The sequence below is a fragment of the Hahella chejuensis KCTC 2396 genome, from assembly GCF_000012985.1.
GTDB classification, from domain to species: Bacteria; Pseudomonadota; Gammaproteobacteria; order Pseudomonadales; family Oleiphilaceae; genus Hahella; species Hahella chejuensis.
On the sequence record NC_007645.1, the window covers coordinates 826,914 to 843,027 of the forward strand.

The window sequence follows — 16,114 nt, forward strand, 5'->3', positions numbered from 1 at the left end:
CGGCATTTATACGTGTGTCTAGGCAGGGAATAGAAATGGCTTCCCCAGTTAGGAGAAACCATTTTGATAAACGGAGGCGGGGAATCAGTAGCTGAAAACGTCTGACTGATCCACTTGACAGCTGGCGGTGTTCCAGAATTCGCCTTTCTTCTCGGATTTGCCTTCTCCCTTCTTGACGCCTTCGTATTCGACGCAAATTTTGGGTTTGCCGGCTTTGTAGTTTTTGACTTTCAGGTTGCGAATGGTGGCGGTGTCGTTGTAGTTGCTGTTGACGCCGGCGAGCCCGCTGGAAAGCGTTCCTTCAATAAAGACATCTTCCACAACCAGGTGGCGGGGACCGCCATTGTTTTTACAATCGCCGCAAGAACGCCATAGCTTGCCGTTGTCGCCTTTGACGGTGAAGCCGCCTTTGATGATAGTCGTGCTGTGCCTGGAGTTATGTTGGAAGATTTTGTCCGGTTTGCCGCCGGGGCCGTTATTACTGTTGTAAGCCCAGCCCCCAATGATGGTCATGGTCCCGCCTTCCGAAGAGTGGGTGGCTGCGTCTTCACAGACGTCCTCCCACACTACGTTTTCCAAAGTGCAGTCGCCGCTGGTGCAATGAATGCCGTCAGAACCGCCGTTGGCGGAGATGCGCAGGTTCTTTACGCTCGCATTGATAAGGGTAAGCACCGGTGGTTGATGTTCGCTATCCTTGTTGCAGGAGAGTCCGATCGTCCTTCCGCCGCAGTCCACACTCTTATTCTTAATGACGGCTCCGGCGAAACATTCGTCGGCGCTGCTGGAATCGCGTAGTGGTTGTGCGAATTGTGCGGTGGAACTGGCGACGACGCCCTTGGCGTCGGTGTATTTGATCCAATACCAGTAGGAGGTTCCGTTATTGGCCTTTGCGTCGCGGAAGGTGCGAGCGTCGCCCGCGAGTCTGGCGATGCGTTGACGACCAATAGGATTGGCGTCCGTGTCCCGCATCACTTGCACGTTGCGCAGAGCTCCTGTGGCGCTCCAGGACAGCTCTACCTCGCCGTCGCCGGCGTCGGCTTGCAATGTGACGGTCACAGCGCCGTCGCCGCCGCCATTTCCGGGAATGGCGGCGTTGTCAGGAACGGAACACTCCTTTACCGACTTGGCTGGATTGGGATCGCTTCCGAACGTGGCGACATCGCAGGAAAAAGCGCCGCTTAGTGTTTTTTTGACGAACTTGCCGGCTGCGCCAAAAGCCACTTGGGTAGGGCTGGCCACCATGCAGGTTTGGCCGCTTTTGCAAATTGTGGTGAACCCATTGGGTCTATTGGCGGCGGCTTGAATGCTCGTTGCTGAGGCAAGCAAAGCCAAGCCTAACGTTAATTTACGAAACATCGTGTTCTCCGTATTTTCGATTTTTTATTTACCCTGAAGACGAAGGCGTCTTGCGTGTTTTTATTGGTTTTCCAGATAGGGGAGCCGCCGCATGGGCGTTGTTGGCGTCACCTCCTTTCGCCGTCTGCATAACGTGAAAAGAAGGCTGCTTATTGCGCCTGCAGAGAGGCGAGCAGACTGTCTTCCATTTCCTCGAAGCTCAACGCTTCGTAATCCGTCACCGCCGTCATTTGATCTTCACTGAGGTAGGCGGATGCTTCCTGTAGGTAGTCATCGCGGTAGCGGTTCAGCGCTTTGACTGCCTCATTCGCCAGAGCGCGTTTGTCTGTCTGAGTGAGGGCGTAACTCTGCATCGCCTCCTCAAAAGCCACTTTGTGTCTGAGTTTGGTCAGGAGCAGGGTGCGTTCCTGATCAGGACTGAGAGGGCTGTTGACGCTTAATTTGTCGGTAATCTCTCGCAGCTGGTGTTGTTCAAACTCAGAGTTTCTGGTGAGCTCAAACAGACGCGCGCTTTCGCCATCCAGCAGCTCGACGATGCGCTGATCAAGGTCGGCCAGGGCTTGATCGCGCAACACCATATGCTCCGTCGCTTGCTCAGAATCGGTGAAGTAATTCTCTGTAGGGAGGGCGGTGAGGCGCTCACGTTCTCTCAGCAGGCTTAGTAGCTGTTCTGTGTCGGCGGTATTGAGCGAAGTTTCGGTAAGCAGGGCGCGGTATTTTTCGCTGACCGCCTTTTGCAGACTGCGCGCCTCTGCGTCGAGTAGCTGGCGGGTCGCGGGGTCAACCGGGAAGGTCGGTTGCAGCGAGCGTTGCTGTGCATCGGCGGAGACGCCCTGCCCAACCAGTGATGGCGGTATGTCCCTATGCTGTGCCGGGCTTTGCAGATACGCGTTGAAAGCGGCGATCGTTTCTTGATAACGAGCGCTTTGTTGCTGGATCTGATCTTGAAAACGTTTTCTTTCCAGGGCGAAATCAGATTTCAGATGATTGTTTTCAACCCACAGGTAAATAGCTGCGCTGGCGCAAAGGAGTGCGCATGCTGACATGCCTGCTGGGAATCTGATCATATCCATGACTCCTGTATTTATTAATTTTCCGGTTGTTTATTGAGCAATTGGCGCTGGGTGCAATGAATATTAGTTAATCTGGTCAGGCTGTGATACCGGGTAAAGGGAATAGACTGCTTGAGTGCGCAGATGTATAGCCAAGGGCGGGTACAGCCTTTACTTCATAGGAAAGCGCGCCCTTCGACTGCCTGATTAATACAGGCTTTGCTCAAGAAAGCGAGTTACCCGGCTTTCATATTCCTCCGGGGCGTACTCGTGAAAATCCTGATGATGGGCGCCCTTTACCAGCCACAGAAACTTGGGTTCCGGAGCGTTGTCGAATAGATGCTGGGACTCCGTCAAGGTGGTGTGCTGATCTTCCGTTCCGGTGATGATCAGGACTGGGGCTGTGATATGTTTGATGGCGAATTCCGGTCTCAGCTCATCCAGGCTGACTCCCAATCGCAAAGGAATTTGTGCGGTCAATAATGGCGTCAACCATTCTCCCAGAGCGCCAAGTCGCATCGAAAGTCGATTACTGACGGCTTGTTCGATGTTCGGATAAACGGCTTCCAGAACATAAACGTCCGCAGATGCGGGGGACTGTCCCAACAAACTCGCAGCGCCGCCAAGTGAGACGCCAATGATTGCGACCTTGGCGCATTGGCGTTGCGTGCGTAAATAGGCGATGGCGGACTTGACGTTGTCGGACTCCCGGTAGCCAAACGTGATTTGCTCTCCCTGTGTTTCGCCGTGGCCCTGAAGATCTATCAGCAAAGAGGAATATCCTGATTTCTGAAGGAACAAGGCGCGTTTGATCATGCTGGTGCGGTCAGAACGTACGCCATGTAAAAGCAGGGCGCATTGCTGGCCGGCGGCAGGCGCATACCAGCCGCTGACGCCGTCAAACTGCACTGTTTGCGCATTGAGCGCCGGCGGCGGTGGAGCGATGTGGTGATTAACGGACGCGGATAACGCCCCTCCTGCGCCCCACACTGCCGCGAGAGCAAGAACCAGTGCGCCTGAGGCGAAAGCGATGCGTCTTCTGAATTTTTTCATGGGGCAGGATTACTTCGCAGCAGAAATAGATGTCCACATTGGCGCCGAAACGTTCGTGACGTGACGGGATCAAGGAGGCTCATGTGTGATCCTATCGAAAACCTGTTCTATCAGAAAGCGGTTCAGAGAAGGCGCAGCATTCAGCTGCGCCAGAGAATGGACGGATATTCAGCTTTGCAGGCTTTCATAAAGACCTGTGATGGTCTCCATATTCTTCAGCATGCCTTCTGTGGTGGTGGCGATGATGAAAGGTACAAAACTTTGGCCCTGCATCAATTGGAATCCGGAGCGGGAGAAGCTCCACTGGGAAATCACTTTGTCCAACGCGGCGTTGATGTCCTGGCTGTTGATTTTCGCCTGACGGAGCTCATGTAACGCCTCGTCATATTCCTGGACCGCCTGGGCGAAGCTTCTTTGCAGATCCGCCTGATCCAGATTCCAGCTCAGCGCGGAGTAATAGAGCGCGATGCGCTGGGACAACATCCGTTGACGTCCGGCGAGGTTGATCATTTTATTTTTGGGATTCCCCGACTGCTGCTCCAGTGACTGCACGACTTTGTTGCTGAGAGCGAGAACGCGCTCTCCAGCGCTGATCAGTTCAACGGCTTTGTCTTTTGAAGGTTTCTCCGTCGCCAACTTGCGGAACTCCTTCCACTCCTTGCGCACGGACTTTAGCTGTCCAGATATTTGCGGCGTCTTGGTGTAGGACTCCAGTTCTCCCAATTGCTGCTCAAATAAGGCGACGCTTTCTGTGAGCTGGCTTGAGGACTTATCCGGCTGAATATCCTGACCTATGAGCAGGTAGGACTTTACGATTCGCTGACTCAGCATACGTTGGCGCCCAGCCTTGTTAATGGCTTCGTCCAGGTCGGTAATGTCTGCGGTGGCAATGTGGCTCCAGGATAGTGCAAACAGGGAGAAAAGAAGCAGACTCAAGTTCCTTATATGGCGCATATGCATTTACCTCATGTGATTCAATCTGGTGCAGTCTAATTTAAATTCCATAAATATCAGATGGTTACGGCGTGATAACTGGATAGGTAGTTAACGCATCGCTGATCTGGCGCAAGTTAGGCGCCAAATGAACCGGAAATTTTGGGGTATAGACAAAGAGCGATTCTGGGAAGAGGGAGAAAACTGTCAGAACCAGGGGGGAAAGGGAGAATGAGTCACTCTGCGGAGGAGGATGGAAGGGAGGAGGTATGGCGAACTGCGCCGGCTGACTGCAAGAGGGAAAAAGAGGCTGAATAAGCGGAAAAAAAGAGTGCGGCTTGCGCCGCACTAAACGAAGAAGACGAATAAATCGGGTACTCGGTTTAAGGGTTCAATCCTTGCGGATCAGCTTTTCAGACCTGCGTACATGTCGGAAATCTTGCGCATGCTTTTCAACATACTTTCAGTGGTCATAGCGATAACGAAAGGCACGAAGTCCTGTCCGTCCATTTTCTCGAAACCAGAGTGAGAGAAGGACCACTGTGAAATAACTTTATCCAGCGCTTTGTTGATCTCTTCGCTGTTGGCGTCCGCTTTGCGCAGCTCGCTCAAGCCGGAGTCGTATTTTTTGACGGCGGCTTTAAAATCGTTTTCCAGATCGGCGACGCCCAGATTCCAACTCATAGCGGAGTAGTACATGGCGATTTTCTGGGACAACATGCCTTGTTCGTTGGAAATATTGATCAAATGACCTTTGGTGCTGGCGACTTGTTTTTCCAGGTTGCTGGTGACGCCCTGAGTCAGACTCAGAAGCTCTTCACTTTGCTCGATCAACTTCGCCGCATTTTCCTGGTTGGGAGCGGCGGTCGCCAGCTTACGGAATGCGGCCCACTCTTTACGTACGGATTTCAAATCCCGCGCCATTTCACCCGCTTTTAAATAGCCTTCCAGGTCGGTCAGTTGAGATTCAAATTGCGCCACACTGTCATGTAATTGAATTGCGGATTTGTCGGGAAGAATATCCTGACCAATCAATAAATATGCTTTAACAATTCTTTGGCTCAACATTCTTTGTTGACCGGCGATGTCCAGAGCCTGGTCCATGCTCGATATTTCCGCGCGAGCCAGGCCTGCGCCGAATGCGGTAAGTGTGACAAGTAAGAAACAAATCTTTCTGAACGACTGCATTAAAGTTTACCTAGTGCTAAAAATGGCGTGCATATTGAAGGATTTAGATCAAAAATCAAGCGCCAAATGGCTTTTGACATATAAGTAATTTACGAAGTCAATAGATATTGTTCGTTTCCAGTCAATTATATGTGTCAATATGTTTTGTAACAGTGAAAATAATGCACTTTTATGTAACTAAAAGTTGCTTTTTTAAGGGATAAACGAGGCGGGTATATAATTCGTTATACTGTATTATTTTTAATAAATTTTACATTGTTTTTCTTTTGCGAATTGTACGTCATGTTTTTTATCGCCGATTCTATTTGTAGTTATGCTTGAAAAAGCAGCAATTGAAGCGCGTTGTCCAGCGCAAAAAAGCGATCGAATATCTCTGCCTTTTCCGAATGATGGGATTAATAGATGAGAAAAGTCAGAGGTGATAACAAAACATTATAAAAAACATGAAGGGCGCAGGGGCCGGATTGTCGCTAGCTTCTGTATCCGGTCACGCGCGCGGTGGGAGCCTTATTCCGACATAAGCAAGGCGGGGTTGCAGTGACTGTCAGCAATAATGAGTTTAAGGAGACGACAAGATGGCCCTGGCGGATATTTTTAAACAAAATGCGAACAAGTCAATTACCGTGACCGGCGCGGAATCCTCAAATATTTCTCACGCTACCTACAGCGTCAAATGTAACAACATCCAACGCAACTGCTATCTGGTGAATCAGCTTGAGCGAGCCAATCTGCAGGAAGGCGCGCACGTGGCTGGCGGTAAAACCGTTACCGTCGCCACCGCCCATAACGGCAACTGCTATTGGTTGCCCTGGCGGGGATGGCGCGCTGTCGTAGGTCAGCTTCAGGGCGCCTGTAATTTCTTCGTTACCGCCAATTTGACCGGGTGCTGCGTGGTTGTATCCGGTAATCCGGTCTCCCCCTTTGTGGTGCATATGAATTGCCAGCCGGCCAATGAAAACCTGGTGAACTTCCCCAACAGCGGAGATATCAAAGAATACAACTTTGATCTGCAGGCGGCGCAGGATCAGTTTTATGGACAGGTCACCGAGCAGCTGATCACTAACAACGTGATTTCTCATGCCGGCCTGCAAATGTTGAAACCCAGCGACTACGGAGCCAAGGCGCGGGAGGGTTACGCTTCGCCCACCAGCGTATTTGGCGTGCGCACAGGCGGACTGTGGACCATTTACTACAACGTAGGTAAGGGCGGCGGTCCTGGCATTACCCGCGAACTGTTCCCGAATTTTCAACCCCTCTGATCGAGCGCTCCTATTTCGCGCATACTTACGGTTTCGTGCATTCCTACGGCCGGTGAGTCAACGCCGGCTTGCTTTTGCGTTTCCTTCCCATCCCTTCCCCTGTTCTTCGGCGCCTTTCATTACAGAAAACGGAGTCCCGTTTATAAACCAATAGGTTATTAATATGGCAATGATATTGGCATGTTAATAATCAGGCGCATGGATGCGTCTGCGCGGCTATTAGCCGCGGGAGACAGGGTCTGACATGTGCAGGCCCTGTCGTTGCAGACAAATAGAAGGAAGCTATTTGTCTGCCTGATTAATAGTGGCATAATCCCGACGGCAATCGACAGGTTGCCGCCATGCAGGCATGGGAGCGCCATCCGCGCGTTTCGCGATGAGATGGAAAATGGAAAACACGGAAAGCTTTTGTTATGAAGAATTTGCTGATTGTCGGTAATGGAGAGGCCTTCTCGGAAGAGTGCAACACCTCTTTCCTGTTGCAGTCCGCCGATGGCTCCATTCTTATCGACTGTGGTTATCAGGTTCCGCCCCGCTTATGGGCGGGCGATTTGCATCAGAACATTGATCTGGTGTTGCTGACCCACCACCATGCGGACCACTCCTTCGGTGTCGTACCTTTGCTGGTCCGCTATCTGGAAGAAAAAAGAACCCGTCCTCTTAAGATTTGGGGGCCGGCGGGAACGGAAACCTTTATTAAAAGTCTGCTTGAGCATGGCTATCCCGGCGTGTCCAAGTATTTCAAATACACGATTGAGTTCGCCGAATTCGACACCCTCGACAGTAAACAATACGGGGATGTTTCCATTCGCTGCGCGCCCACCGTACACTCTATCCCGAACTTATTGTATCGACTGGATTTTAACGGTCGCTCATTCTCCATTTCCGGAGACGGCAAGCTGACGCCGGAAGCGGTTGAGTTGATTCAGGGCGTCGACCTGCATTTGCAGGAAGTGTATGAGCTTAACGACAATATCCCCAGTCATTATTCATTCAGCGAAGTGCTGCAATTTGCTCAATCCGGCGGAGCCGCGAGCGTGGGCGTGACCCATATGTGCAGGAATGAAATCAGCGTTATTACTGAGACCTACGATAAGTTAGTAAGGGAGAACGAGATTGAAAAGGACAGACTTTTTATCACCTATGCGGGGCAAACTTTCGCATTTTAAAACCTGCGCGCTGCTGACGGCCGGCGCCTGCGCATTGTCGCTCAACGCCGCCGCCAAGGAAATTTTCGTCATTAATAAAAACGCTGCGGATTATCGCGTGGTGGAGACGAATGAAATCGGCGCGCGCATTGATGTGTACTCCAATACGCCGCACCGCTACCTGAACAGCGAGAAAAAGGAGCACGTCTTCACGGGCGTGCCCGTGAGCGAGTTGTCGGCGAAAGAGTGGCGTTACGATAACGTTTACTTTATCGGCGACGATGACTACATCACCTTCATGCCTGCGCAGATCGCCAACAATCCGCAAACTATTCTGGCGAGCGCTAAGGACGCGGCGCCATTGAGCAAGCGAGACGGCGAAGTGCAGGTTATTCTTCCCACCCGCGAAGATGCGAAAGTGGAGGATAAGTACCTGAAAAAGGCCGCTTTCTGGGCCTGGTATGTGAAGACGGTGGTGTACGGCGACCTGAATAACACCCTGCAATATGGCGACGCCTCCATCGATATGACCAAAGTCATGGGCGAGCCTACGACTGCCTACAAAGCCCCTTCGGTATTTTCCTATGAGCCCATCGAGTGTCCGGAGACCTACCAGGTTTCCGTAAAAGACCTGGACCCCGGCTTCGATAAAGGAAGCGTTCAGTTCCGGCAATTGAACGGCAATCAGCGGGGTTATGGCGCAGGAGACGTCATGCTGATTTTCTCCAAGGAAGATACGGCGCTGCCCATTGAGTGCGGCGGGCCCTATGCGGTGCGCAAGGGAGAAGAGTATATCTACAGCGTATATTCTTTTAAGGGAATTTAATCAGCTAACAAAGTGCGTCTAACAATATGGATAGTTTTAGAAAGTACTCGTTTCTGCGTTGCATCAAGTTTACGGTTCTGGTCGCTTTATTTGGGTTCGCGGTTTCCTTTTTCGTGCACCAATATCAGGTATTGGCGAACTCGATCAAAGTCTCCGATCAGACTTCCGGCCTGATTAACAGACAGCATATTTCAGTGCTGCTTGGACGGGGCAACTTTGTCCATATTGAAGACGCCTTGGCGCAGCTGGTTAAAGAGAGCCCGTTACTGTTCGCCTATGTGCTGGACGCCGACGGCAAGGTGGCGGCGACCAGTCATAAATCCGCAGCGGTCGATGTTCCCTGTTGCTACGACTGGGAGAACCTGGAGGGTAGCGCGTTTAAGTTTGACGGGACGCCGGCGGCGCCTTTTGAGTCGGTAGCGGATGGCGTTTCCTTTATCCGCAAAGTGACGCCGGTGCTTGAGCATTCTTCCAGTGAAAAAATCGGGTCGCTGGTGACCTTCCTCGTTCCCAGACTGATTAAGCGCGAGCACCTTGCGGATACCCTGATTATCAGCTCCATGGCGCTGATTTTTATCCTGGCGACAGGTGTGGCGCTTTCCCTGTTATTGTCGCGGGCGCTAACCGCCCCGGTGAGAGAGCTTACCCGGTTTGTGGACTCTGTGGATGACACTGAAGCTAAAGAGGAATTGAATCGACTGGGGACGCATCCGTTCGCAGGCGGCAACATTGTGGAAATACGGCAGTTGCTGCAGTCGTTTCTGGCCTATCGCGAAAAAATTCTCGATCACAAGAACCTCCTGGAAGCACAAGTGCGGGAGAGAACGCACGCGCTTGAAGTGGCGGTGGAGGAAAACCGCATGCTGGGCAATACGCTACGTACGGCGTTGGAAGATGAGCGCAAACTGATCGCCCAGGAAATTCACGACAATTTCAACGCCACGCTGGTCGCCATCAAAATGTATTCTCAGAAAATCGAGCAATTGGCTCGTGAAGGCGGCGAGGATGCGCAGATCGCCGGCATGGGAGGAAAAATCACGTCGATTGTCACGGATGCCTACAGCTCCGCCAGAAGTCTGGTTTCCCGGCTGCGGCCGGAGATTATCGACACACTTGGCTTAAGTGGCGCCCTGGAGGAGCTGGTCAACAATTACAACCAGTCTTCAAATGGGTGTTCGTTTATGCTGTCGATCGGCGACCACTGCGACAATCTGGACGAGGAGCGCAACATCGGCATTTATCGCATTGTGCAGGAAGCCGTCACCAACGCAGTCAAACATGCCGCGGCGAAAGAGGTGGCGATTTCGCTACATCGTCCCAAGGACTATGAACTGGTGATTCAAGACGATGGCGTGGGCTTCAAGCCCTTGCAGGAAAAGGACGCGGGCATTGGACTGATCTCCATGCGCGAACGCGCCATGAGCCTGGGCGGTCGTTTCGAGTCGGTAAACACGGAAGCGGGCGCCCGTATCAAAGTGTCCATTCCCGCTTAACTTTTGGTTCTAGGAAAGAAAAAGCCTGTAGTCTATAGTGAAATAAGCCCCGTTATTCGAGAAGGTCATAGCTGTTAAAACCTTTTTCTAAATTTGAGGGTGGAGAAAAGAGCCATATCTAACTAGATGAATTAATTCTCAGGAGCGGGTTAGTGAAGAAGCCGTCTGAGGTTGACTTGTTTTTGTTAATAAAGAGGACGTTGCGTCATCTTGCTAGGCTGCGCTTCAAAAGGGCTAGAAAAAAGGCCCTGAATACAAGATTGGGCTACTTGCGTAGGGATATGGAGCTCAAGTATATCAGAGATCTTCTTGGTCGAGGCAGGTTTGCAGGGAGGATGTCTTATCGAAAAATACTCAATGTTACCCTTCCAAAGTTATTCTCTCTAATTGAAAATCCATCAGAGTCTTTAAGGGCGCTCTCTAAACTGGGCCCAATATTTGAAAGTAACTGCGTAATAAAAAGGATTTCGATAAGTCATGAGAAAGTCAGTGGTCATGACTTAGCCGCTGAAGTACTTCTGGGTAGAGTTGTTAAGGCGTGCGGTACATTTCTAAGCAATTCCGGGGGAGATGTCTCTATTTCGGGGGTCTATCCGACATCTGACTCTATGGCAAAACTGATCAGGTCCGTCGGCGTTGTTAAAGAGTTGGAAGTAGATGGGCATCAAATTGACGGAAGCTCTGAAAAAAAAGAGAAGATCGTCTTATTCTCGAGGCGAGCCATACCTGAAGGGGATATTTCAGTTGGTAGCTTGGACAGGAAAACTCTAACAACACAAGATTTTGTTGATCATATCAACAAGTGCCTATTAGGTTGCAAAGTTAAACTGACTGCTCATGCTGAGCAGCAGCTAGCCGAGTACGTAGGCGAAATCCTTGATAATGTACAAGAACACTCGGGAAACAACGACTGGCAAATTGTAGGATACTTAGACAAAAATAACGAAAGTAGAGTTTGTGAAGTAGTTATTTTTAATTTTGGGAAGACTATATCTGATACATTTAAAGAGCTAGAGAGAGACGATTTTGCTAAGTCTGAAATGATGGGTTACTTGGAGTGTCACCGGCGCGGAAATCTAATGATGCCTAATTGGAACGAAGATGACCTTATAACGTTGGTTGCCTTACAGGGGCGGGTTAGTAGCAAAAATAGCGAAAGTGATGATACAAGAGGTCACGGTACTGTAGATTTGATTAGTTTTTTTCAAGATATATGCTTGGGAGAGGATGGGGAAGCTAAGGCAAAAATGTGTATTATGTCGGGGAAGACACATATAAAGTTTGACGGGAAATACAAGATGAAAAATGATGGAAATGGGCGTCCAACAATAGCTTTTAATGTAGATAATGATCTTCGAAAAATCCCTGATAAGCACCTAAACGAAATTAATCTTATATTCCTGTCCAAACTTTGACAGGATGTCGTTCACTGACTCTTTCAGCCTGTCGAAAGTCTCATACGAATCCAAAGGCAGCCAGCTGTACTTCACCTTTCGCCACAAGATCTCTATCAGGTTTAGCTCCGGTGAATATTTCGGCAAATAGATCGGCCAGATGCCTTTATCTATCCAATCCAACCTATGTCGGCGAAACTCCGCAGAGCGATGTATGGAGGCGTTGTCCAGAAGCACCACGGCTGGCTTAAGCGGATCTTTGCTCTCCGCCAGCTTATTAAAAAGCGCTACGACTTTGGCGGAGTCCACCCGCTCCTCTGTGGCATGGAATATCAGCTTCTGGCGGCGACTCATAAACCCCAGAACGTTCAGTCTCTTATTGTGTGGATAGGATTTCATTTGCGTCGGCTTCCCCACAGGGCTCCAGCCATAAGGTAAGTTGGAACGCTGACTGAAGCCTGATTCATCAAAGTAGTAAAGCTCGATTTCGCCTGCATCCTCCCAGGATTGAAGATCTTTCACAACGCCCTGAAACTGGCGGAAGGCGACTTCATCCCGAAGCGCGCGCAGCGAAAAGCGGAATCGCTTGAAGCTATACTTTGATTTTTTTTAAGTTCCGTTTAACGGTCTCCAGACTAGCGCTTTTTCCAGTTTCTTTCTCCAGACGTATCTGGACGTCTCGTAGTTGTTGGGGCTGCTCGTCAATCCACTTACAAACCTTTTCTTGTTCCTGCTCCGTGTAAATGGGCGGTCTTCCCGGGGAGGCGTCGCTAATGAGGCCGCATATTCCCATGCTTTCCCACTGCTCAATCCAGATCGAAATGGTGTTGCGGTGGAAGTCGATAATGTCGGCAATTTTATCGATTTTATACCCCTTATTGCTGAGCAGTATGGCGTGACAGCGAATACGGAAGCGGGAGCTCGGGCTGTAGCGAAATCCATCGGTAAGAGTCTTTATTTCAGCGGGCTTAAGATGATTGACGTACTTCACGGTGCAAAATATGATCAGATTGAGTGGTCGTAAGTCGCCTATTTTATTAGAAAATTTTTATTTTGCTACTTAAAGATTATGTTGTTCACTTGAGAGGGGCGAGATTCCCAGGGACATTGATAGCTATTAGATTTGTGCTTCCTGAAATAGTTACTGAAGAGGTTTTAAATGAGTAGGAATAACGTGTTAATTGATCTCGGAAAGCTTGGAGGGAGAGTCTTTGTTGGTAGGAGTAGTGGTAAAAAAGCAAGAAAATACTTCAAGTTGGATGAATGTAATGAAAAAGTGTGTAAACTAGTTATTAAGGTTCCAGAGAATACGATTTCTATTAATAGCTCATTTTTTCTCGGCTTATTTGGTCCTGATGTAGAGAGGATTCATAGCGTTGAATTGTTCTTTGACTATGTTGATATTAGTAGATTGGGTGAAAGGTTTCAGGATCAGCTTAAAACTGCTGTGTCTAGATCATTATTAAATAGAGGCTTAACTCTCTGATGAAAAGGCTGGTGCTAGTTATACTATTGATTATGGTTAATAGTGCTGGCTTGGCTCGTGGAAATATAATACAAGGCAATGGCTTAGGTTTGGATGATGCTCCTGGAACGATAGAAACTATCGATGCGGCAGAGAAAGAAGAAATTAAAACGAATTTATCTGAAAATAAAGAGCTTCCCGTTTATTCTAATGCTAAAGAAAACAACTCATCGGGGAACGTAGAAGGCGATGAAGACGAGTTCAGTTTTGGCTTAAAAGATTTTGTTTATGTTTGTGGCGTTATATTGGGTGTTATTAATATTTTTCTTATATTTTGGTTTAGATGGAGCGATAAAAGCAGATCTATCTATGATGATTTTTGGCTAAGAAAAGTTATTATTCCTAGTGTTATCGATCCTTTTAAAAAATTTATATTTGAATGTTGTAAAAATTATAATGGTTATGTGATGAAGGAGGGAGAATATGAGGATTTTGAAAAAAATGTCGAGGATATTAGAGAATATTTTGATTTGGTTTCTATTTTTTCTCCAGACCTGACTGTTAAGGTCGAGGCATATCTCGACGAGCTTCTTAAGTATGTGTCGTCGAGGTCTTTCCCGGGAGATGTATATGATGATAGTGATACAGTCGGGATAGCTGAATGTAATCCATTTTTAAGATGCTTTAATCAGGTGGTTAAAGCATTTGTAGAAGCACACATAAAAGTTAAAACTTTTAAGAGTTAAAGGAGTAACTTGTGATAGCGGGCGTCACGTAACTGAAGCGTTTACGGTATTGCTCCATCGTGCATCCGGTGGCTCGTTTAAAGAGTCGCCGGAATGAGCTGATGTCTTCATAACCTACTTCCCAGATGATTTCATTCGACGATTTCAGTGTTGTCTCCAATTGGTGTTTCACCGCCTCTACCCGTAATTGCTGCAGGTAATTGATCGGGTTCTCGCCGGTGGCTTCCTTGAAGCGGCGTTTGAAGGTGCGCCCTCCCAGCCCGGCCAGCGCCGCCACGTCGTCGACGGAAAAATGCTCGGCATAGTGCGATTCCATCCACTCCTGGGCTTTCTTAACGGCGTCATCTTTGTGGGACTTGTAGCCATAAAACGTGATGTAAGGGGTTTGTTGTTGGCGTTTGCTGTCGAACAGGTGCAGTTTGGACACCGCTGACGCCAGCCCCTGACCGGCGAAGCGTTCGATCAGATGAAAGCTAAGATCGATATAGGCGGTGGCGCCGCCAGCGCAGATGATGTCGCCGCTATCGATGAGCAATCGATCTATGTCCAGCCTTATTTCCGGGTAGCGCTGGCGGAAATGTTCTGCGGCGCGCCAGTGGGTGGTGACGGTTTTGCCTTCCAGAAGTCCGGCTTCGGCCAGAACGAAGCTTCCGGTGCAGGCGCTGGCGATGACGGCGCCGCGCCGGGCGTGAGCTTGCAGCCATGTATAAGCCTGACGAAATTGCGCCAGATGTTGCGGCAGGGCGGCGCCTGCAGTAATCGCCTCAATAGCGGAAGCAACAATGATCAAATCCGGCTCCACTTCCTCGAACGCTGCATTCGGAGCGATAGCCATGCCGTTGTAGGCGGTGACGGGCTGATCATTCTGCGTCACAACATTGATATTGAAGAATGGCTCCAGTGAACGTTTGCCGGCGGCGCCGGACAGTCGGGCGTGACAGTAATTCGCCGTGGTGAATATATCCAGAATGCCGTGTACGGAGGCGGCGGCGCAGTGGGGAAGGGCGAGCAAAACGATCTTCATGGGTGACTCCTTCATCCAATTCGTTAGCGAAACAGGAAAAGATGAAATGTCATAAAAAGCAATTTAAGTGTCAAATATGACACTCCCGCTAATGCATTGCAATCCTTATCTTGTACTCATAGCCGCAGCGATAAAGCCCGAGAAATGGCGCCACGCCGGCGATTGTATCCAGCAAGTTAAGAGGAGAAGCCCCATGTCCGCGAACATTCCCCTGGTTGTCGCTCCATCCAAGCCTCTGCGGGAGCCGCAGGTTCCCTTCGCTTTGAAAGCCATGCGCTGGGCGATTCGCGCCTACGCCCGTATTTCCTCTCAGGGGGCAGGCCGAATGCTTAACCGGCTGTGGTTTACGCCGCAACGTTATGGGGTGGGCTCGCGCTTTGACGCCTTGCTGGACAAGGCTGACGCGTTCATGAACTTGAAAGTGGGCGCGCTGACCATCCCTGTCTACAGCTGGGGAAGCGGCCCGGTGGTGTTATGCGCCCATGGCTGGTCCGGCTCAGGCGTGCAGTTCGGCGCCATGGTGGCCCCTTTAGTGGAGAAGGGTTATCGGGTCGTTGCCTTTGATGCGCCCGGCCATGGGCGGGCCCAGGGCGTGCGCACAAACGTGCTGCAAATGCGGGACGCGATTCTGGCGGTGGCGGCCCAGACATTGGGCGTTCACGCCGTGGTCGCGCATTCTTTGGGATCTATCGCCGCGGCCATGGCGGTGCGGGAAGGACTGTTGACCAACAAAGTCATTATGCTGGCGCCGCCAGCGGATATGCAGGTGGTGTTGGATGTGTTCCAGCAGCGGCTACAGGTTCCAGACGCCGTCATGCTCGCACATTGCAAACTGATGGAGCAGGAGTTTGGCGATGACATTTGGGATCGCTTGTCATTGATGAAAAACGTTCCACTCATCCAGGCGGAAGGAATGATCGTATCAGATATAAATGATGCGGAAGTTCCTGCTGCGTACGGTGAAGCGCTTGCCCTCAAGTGGCGTGGCAGTCGTTTCCTGCAGACCGCGGGGCTGGGGCATTACCGAGTATTGCGGGATGAAAGCGTCATTGAGGAAGTTGTAAAGTTCATAAACCGACTCCCTGATTGACGCCGGTGAGGGACATTGCGGTTAAGGGACGGTCCCTTGGACAGGCCGGCGCAGCGACGATACGGCGTTATTGATGAGTGCGTATCG

16 protein-coding genes are annotated in these 16,114 nt (G+C 50.2%); 8 read left to right on the forward strand and 8 right to left on the reverse strand.

What is annotated here, in order from left to right:
- Window positions 1-84 precede the first annotated feature (84 nt).
- The 5 genes from HCH_RS03765 to HCH_RS03785 all read right to left on the reverse strand — a co-directional run bounded on the left by HCH_RS03765 (window position 85) and on the right by HCH_RS03785 (window position 5,498).
- On the reverse strand, window positions 85-1,356 hold the full coding sequence (locus HCH_RS03765) for a pectate lyase (protein WP_011394801.1): 1,272 nt from the start codon (window positions 1,354-1,356) through the stop codon (window positions 85-87).
- Between the two features lie 149 nt (window positions 1,357-1,505).
- Complete coding sequence (locus HCH_RS03770) at window positions 1,506-2,423, reverse strand: hypothetical protein (protein WP_011394802.1); 918 nt, start codon at window positions 2,421-2,423, stop codon at window positions 1,506-1,508.
- Between the two features lie 192 nt (window positions 2,424-2,615).
- Window positions 2,616-3,461 carry an alpha/beta hydrolase gene (locus HCH_RS03775; RefSeq protein WP_011394803.1) on the reverse strand — a complete coding sequence of 282 codons (846 nt, stop codon included), beginning with the start codon at window positions 3,459-3,461 and terminating at the stop codon, window positions 2,616-2,618.
- 168 nt (window positions 3,462-3,629) lie between these two features.
- Window positions 3,630-4,415, reverse strand: a complete 786-nt coding sequence (locus HCH_RS03780; protein ID WP_011394804.1) for a type IV pili methyl-accepting chemotaxis transducer N-terminal domain-containing protein — start codon at window positions 4,413-4,415, stop codon at window positions 3,630-3,632.
- A gap of 384 nt (window positions 4,416-4,799) precedes the next feature.
- Window positions 4,800-5,498, reverse strand: a complete 699-nt coding sequence (locus HCH_RS03785; RefSeq protein WP_041598406.1) for a type IV pili methyl-accepting chemotaxis transducer N-terminal domain-containing protein — start codon at window positions 5,496-5,498, stop codon at window positions 4,800-4,802.
- 659 nt (window positions 5,499-6,157) lie between these two features.
- Here HCH_RS03785 and HCH_RS03790 point away from each other — a divergent pair.
- The 5 genes from HCH_RS03790 (at window position 6,158) to HCH_RS03810 (ending at window position 11,723) form a co-directional block, all read left to right on the forward strand.
- Window positions 6,158-6,841: a hypothetical protein gene (locus HCH_RS03790; RefSeq protein ID WP_011394807.1), complete on the forward strand. Its 684-nt coding sequence runs from the start codon at window positions 6,158-6,160 to the stop codon at window positions 6,839-6,841.
- Window positions 6,842-7,254: 413 nt separating this feature from the next.
- The gene (locus tag HCH_RS03795; protein WP_011394808.1) at window positions 7,255-8,010 is read left to right on the forward strand and encodes an MBL fold metallo-hydrolase; all 756 of its coding nucleotides are present in this window, start codon (window positions 7,255-7,257) and stop codon (window positions 8,008-8,010) included.
- Entirely contained in the window at window positions 7,985-8,815 is an 831-nt protein-coding gene (locus HCH_RS03800) for a hypothetical protein (RefSeq protein ID WP_011394809.1), read from the forward strand. The genes HCH_RS03795 and HCH_RS03800 overlap by 26 nt, the downstream gene beginning before the upstream one ends.
- Window positions 8,816-8,841: 26 nt before the next feature.
- Complete coding sequence (locus tag HCH_RS03805) at window positions 8,842-10,308, forward strand: sensor histidine kinase (RefSeq protein ID WP_011394810.1); 1,467 nt, start codon at window positions 8,842-8,844, stop codon at window positions 10,306-10,308.
- Window positions 10,309-10,460: 152 nt separating this feature from the next.
- Window positions 10,461-11,723 carry a hypothetical protein gene (locus tag HCH_RS03810; RefSeq protein WP_011394811.1) on the forward strand — a complete coding sequence of 421 codons (1,263 nt, stop codon included), beginning with the start codon at window positions 10,461-10,463 and terminating at the stop codon, window positions 11,721-11,723.
- Here the strand turns inward: HCH_RS03810 and HCH_RS03815 are convergent.
- Complete coding sequence (locus HCH_RS03815) at window positions 11,685-12,272, reverse strand: IS630 family transposase (protein WP_148212451.1); 588 nt, start codon at window positions 12,270-12,272, stop codon at window positions 11,685-11,687. The two genes, HCH_RS03810 and HCH_RS03815, sit on opposite strands and share 39 nt — an antisense overlap.
- Window positions 12,273-12,294: 22 nt before the next feature.
- Window positions 12,295-12,693: a helix-turn-helix domain-containing protein gene (locus HCH_RS03820; RefSeq protein ID WP_011394583.1), complete on the reverse strand. Its 399-nt coding sequence runs from the start codon at window positions 12,691-12,693 to the stop codon at window positions 12,295-12,297.
- Between the two features lie 168 nt (window positions 12,694-12,861).
- On the opposite strand from HCH_RS03820, the gene HCH_RS03825 reads away from it, so the two are divergent.
- Both HCH_RS03825 and HCH_RS03830 read left to right on the forward strand, forming a co-directional pair.
- Window positions 12,862-13,188, forward strand: a complete 327-nt coding sequence (locus tag HCH_RS03825; protein ID WP_041598407.1) for a hypothetical protein — start codon at window positions 12,862-12,864, stop codon at window positions 13,186-13,188.
- Window positions 13,188-13,913, forward strand: coding sequence for a hypothetical protein (locus HCH_RS03830; RefSeq protein WP_011394812.1), 726 nt, complete (start codon window positions 13,188-13,190; stop codon window positions 13,911-13,913). The genes HCH_RS03825 and HCH_RS03830 overlap by 1 nt, the downstream gene beginning before the upstream one ends.
- On the opposite strand, the gene HCH_RS03835 is transcribed toward HCH_RS03830, so the two are convergent.
- Window positions 13,903-14,937, reverse strand: coding sequence for a GlxA family transcriptional regulator (locus HCH_RS03835; RefSeq protein WP_011394813.1), 1,035 nt, complete (start codon window positions 14,935-14,937; stop codon window positions 13,903-13,905). The two genes, HCH_RS03830 and HCH_RS03835, sit on opposite strands and share 11 nt — an antisense overlap.
- 193 nt (window positions 14,938-15,130) lie before the next feature.
- Here HCH_RS03835 and HCH_RS03840 point away from each other — a divergent pair, with 193 nt between their 5' ends.
- Window positions 15,131-16,027: an alpha/beta fold hydrolase gene (locus tag HCH_RS03840; protein ID WP_011394814.1), complete on the forward strand. Its 897-nt coding sequence runs from the start codon at window positions 15,131-15,133 to the stop codon at window positions 16,025-16,027.
- The last annotated feature ends 87 nt before the right edge of the window (window positions 16,028-16,114 follow it).

Bases quoted from the DNA above. Each gene is read 5' to 3' on its own strand.
- HCH_RS03765 (WP_011394801.1), bottom strand. From the start codon at position 1,356: ATGTTTCGTAAATTAACGTTAGGCTTGGCTTTGCTTGCCTCAGCAACG.
- HCH_RS03840 (WP_011394814.1), top strand. From the start codon at position 15,131: ATGTCCGCGAACATTCCCCTGGTTGTCGCTCCATCCAAGCCTCTGCGG.
- HCH_RS03805 (WP_011394810.1), top strand. From the start codon at position 8,842: ATGGATAGTTTTAGAAAGTACTCGTTTCTGCGTTGCATCAAGTTTACG.
- HCH_RS03790 (WP_011394807.1), top strand. From the start codon at position 6,158: ATGGCCCTGGCGGATATTTTTAAACAAAATGCGAACAAGTCAATTACC.
- HCH_RS03785 (WP_041598406.1), bottom strand. From the start codon at position 5,498: ATGGACCAGGCTCTGGACATCGCCGGTCAACAAAGAATGTTGAGCCAA.
- HCH_RS03825 (WP_041598407.1), top strand. From the start codon at position 12,862: ATGAGTAGGAATAACGTGTTAATTGATCTCGGAAAGCTTGGAGGGAGA.
- HCH_RS03835 (WP_011394813.1), bottom strand. From the start codon at position 14,937: ATGAAGATCGTTTTGCTCGCCCTTCCCCACTGCGCCGCCGCCTCCGTA.
- HCH_RS03775 (WP_011394803.1), bottom strand. From the start codon at position 3,461: ATGAAAAAATTCAGAAGACGCATCGCTTTCGCCTCAGGCGCACTGGTT.
- HCH_RS03830 (WP_011394812.1), top strand. From the start codon at position 13,188: ATGAAAAGGCTGGTGCTAGTTATACTATTGATTATGGTTAATAGTGCT.
- HCH_RS03795 (WP_011394808.1), top strand. From the start codon at position 7,255: ATGAAGAATTTGCTGATTGTCGGTAATGGAGAGGCCTTCTCGGAAGAG.
- HCH_RS03780 (WP_011394804.1), bottom strand. From the start codon at position 4,415: ATGCGCCATATAAGGAACTTGAGTCTGCTTCTTTTCTCCCTGTTTGCA.
- HCH_RS03800 (WP_011394809.1), top strand. From the start codon at position 7,985: ATGCGGGGCAAACTTTCGCATTTTAAAACCTGCGCGCTGCTGACGGCC.
- HCH_RS03770 (WP_011394802.1), bottom strand. From the start codon at position 2,423: ATGATCAGATTCCCAGCAGGCATGTCAGCATGCGCACTCCTTTGCGCC.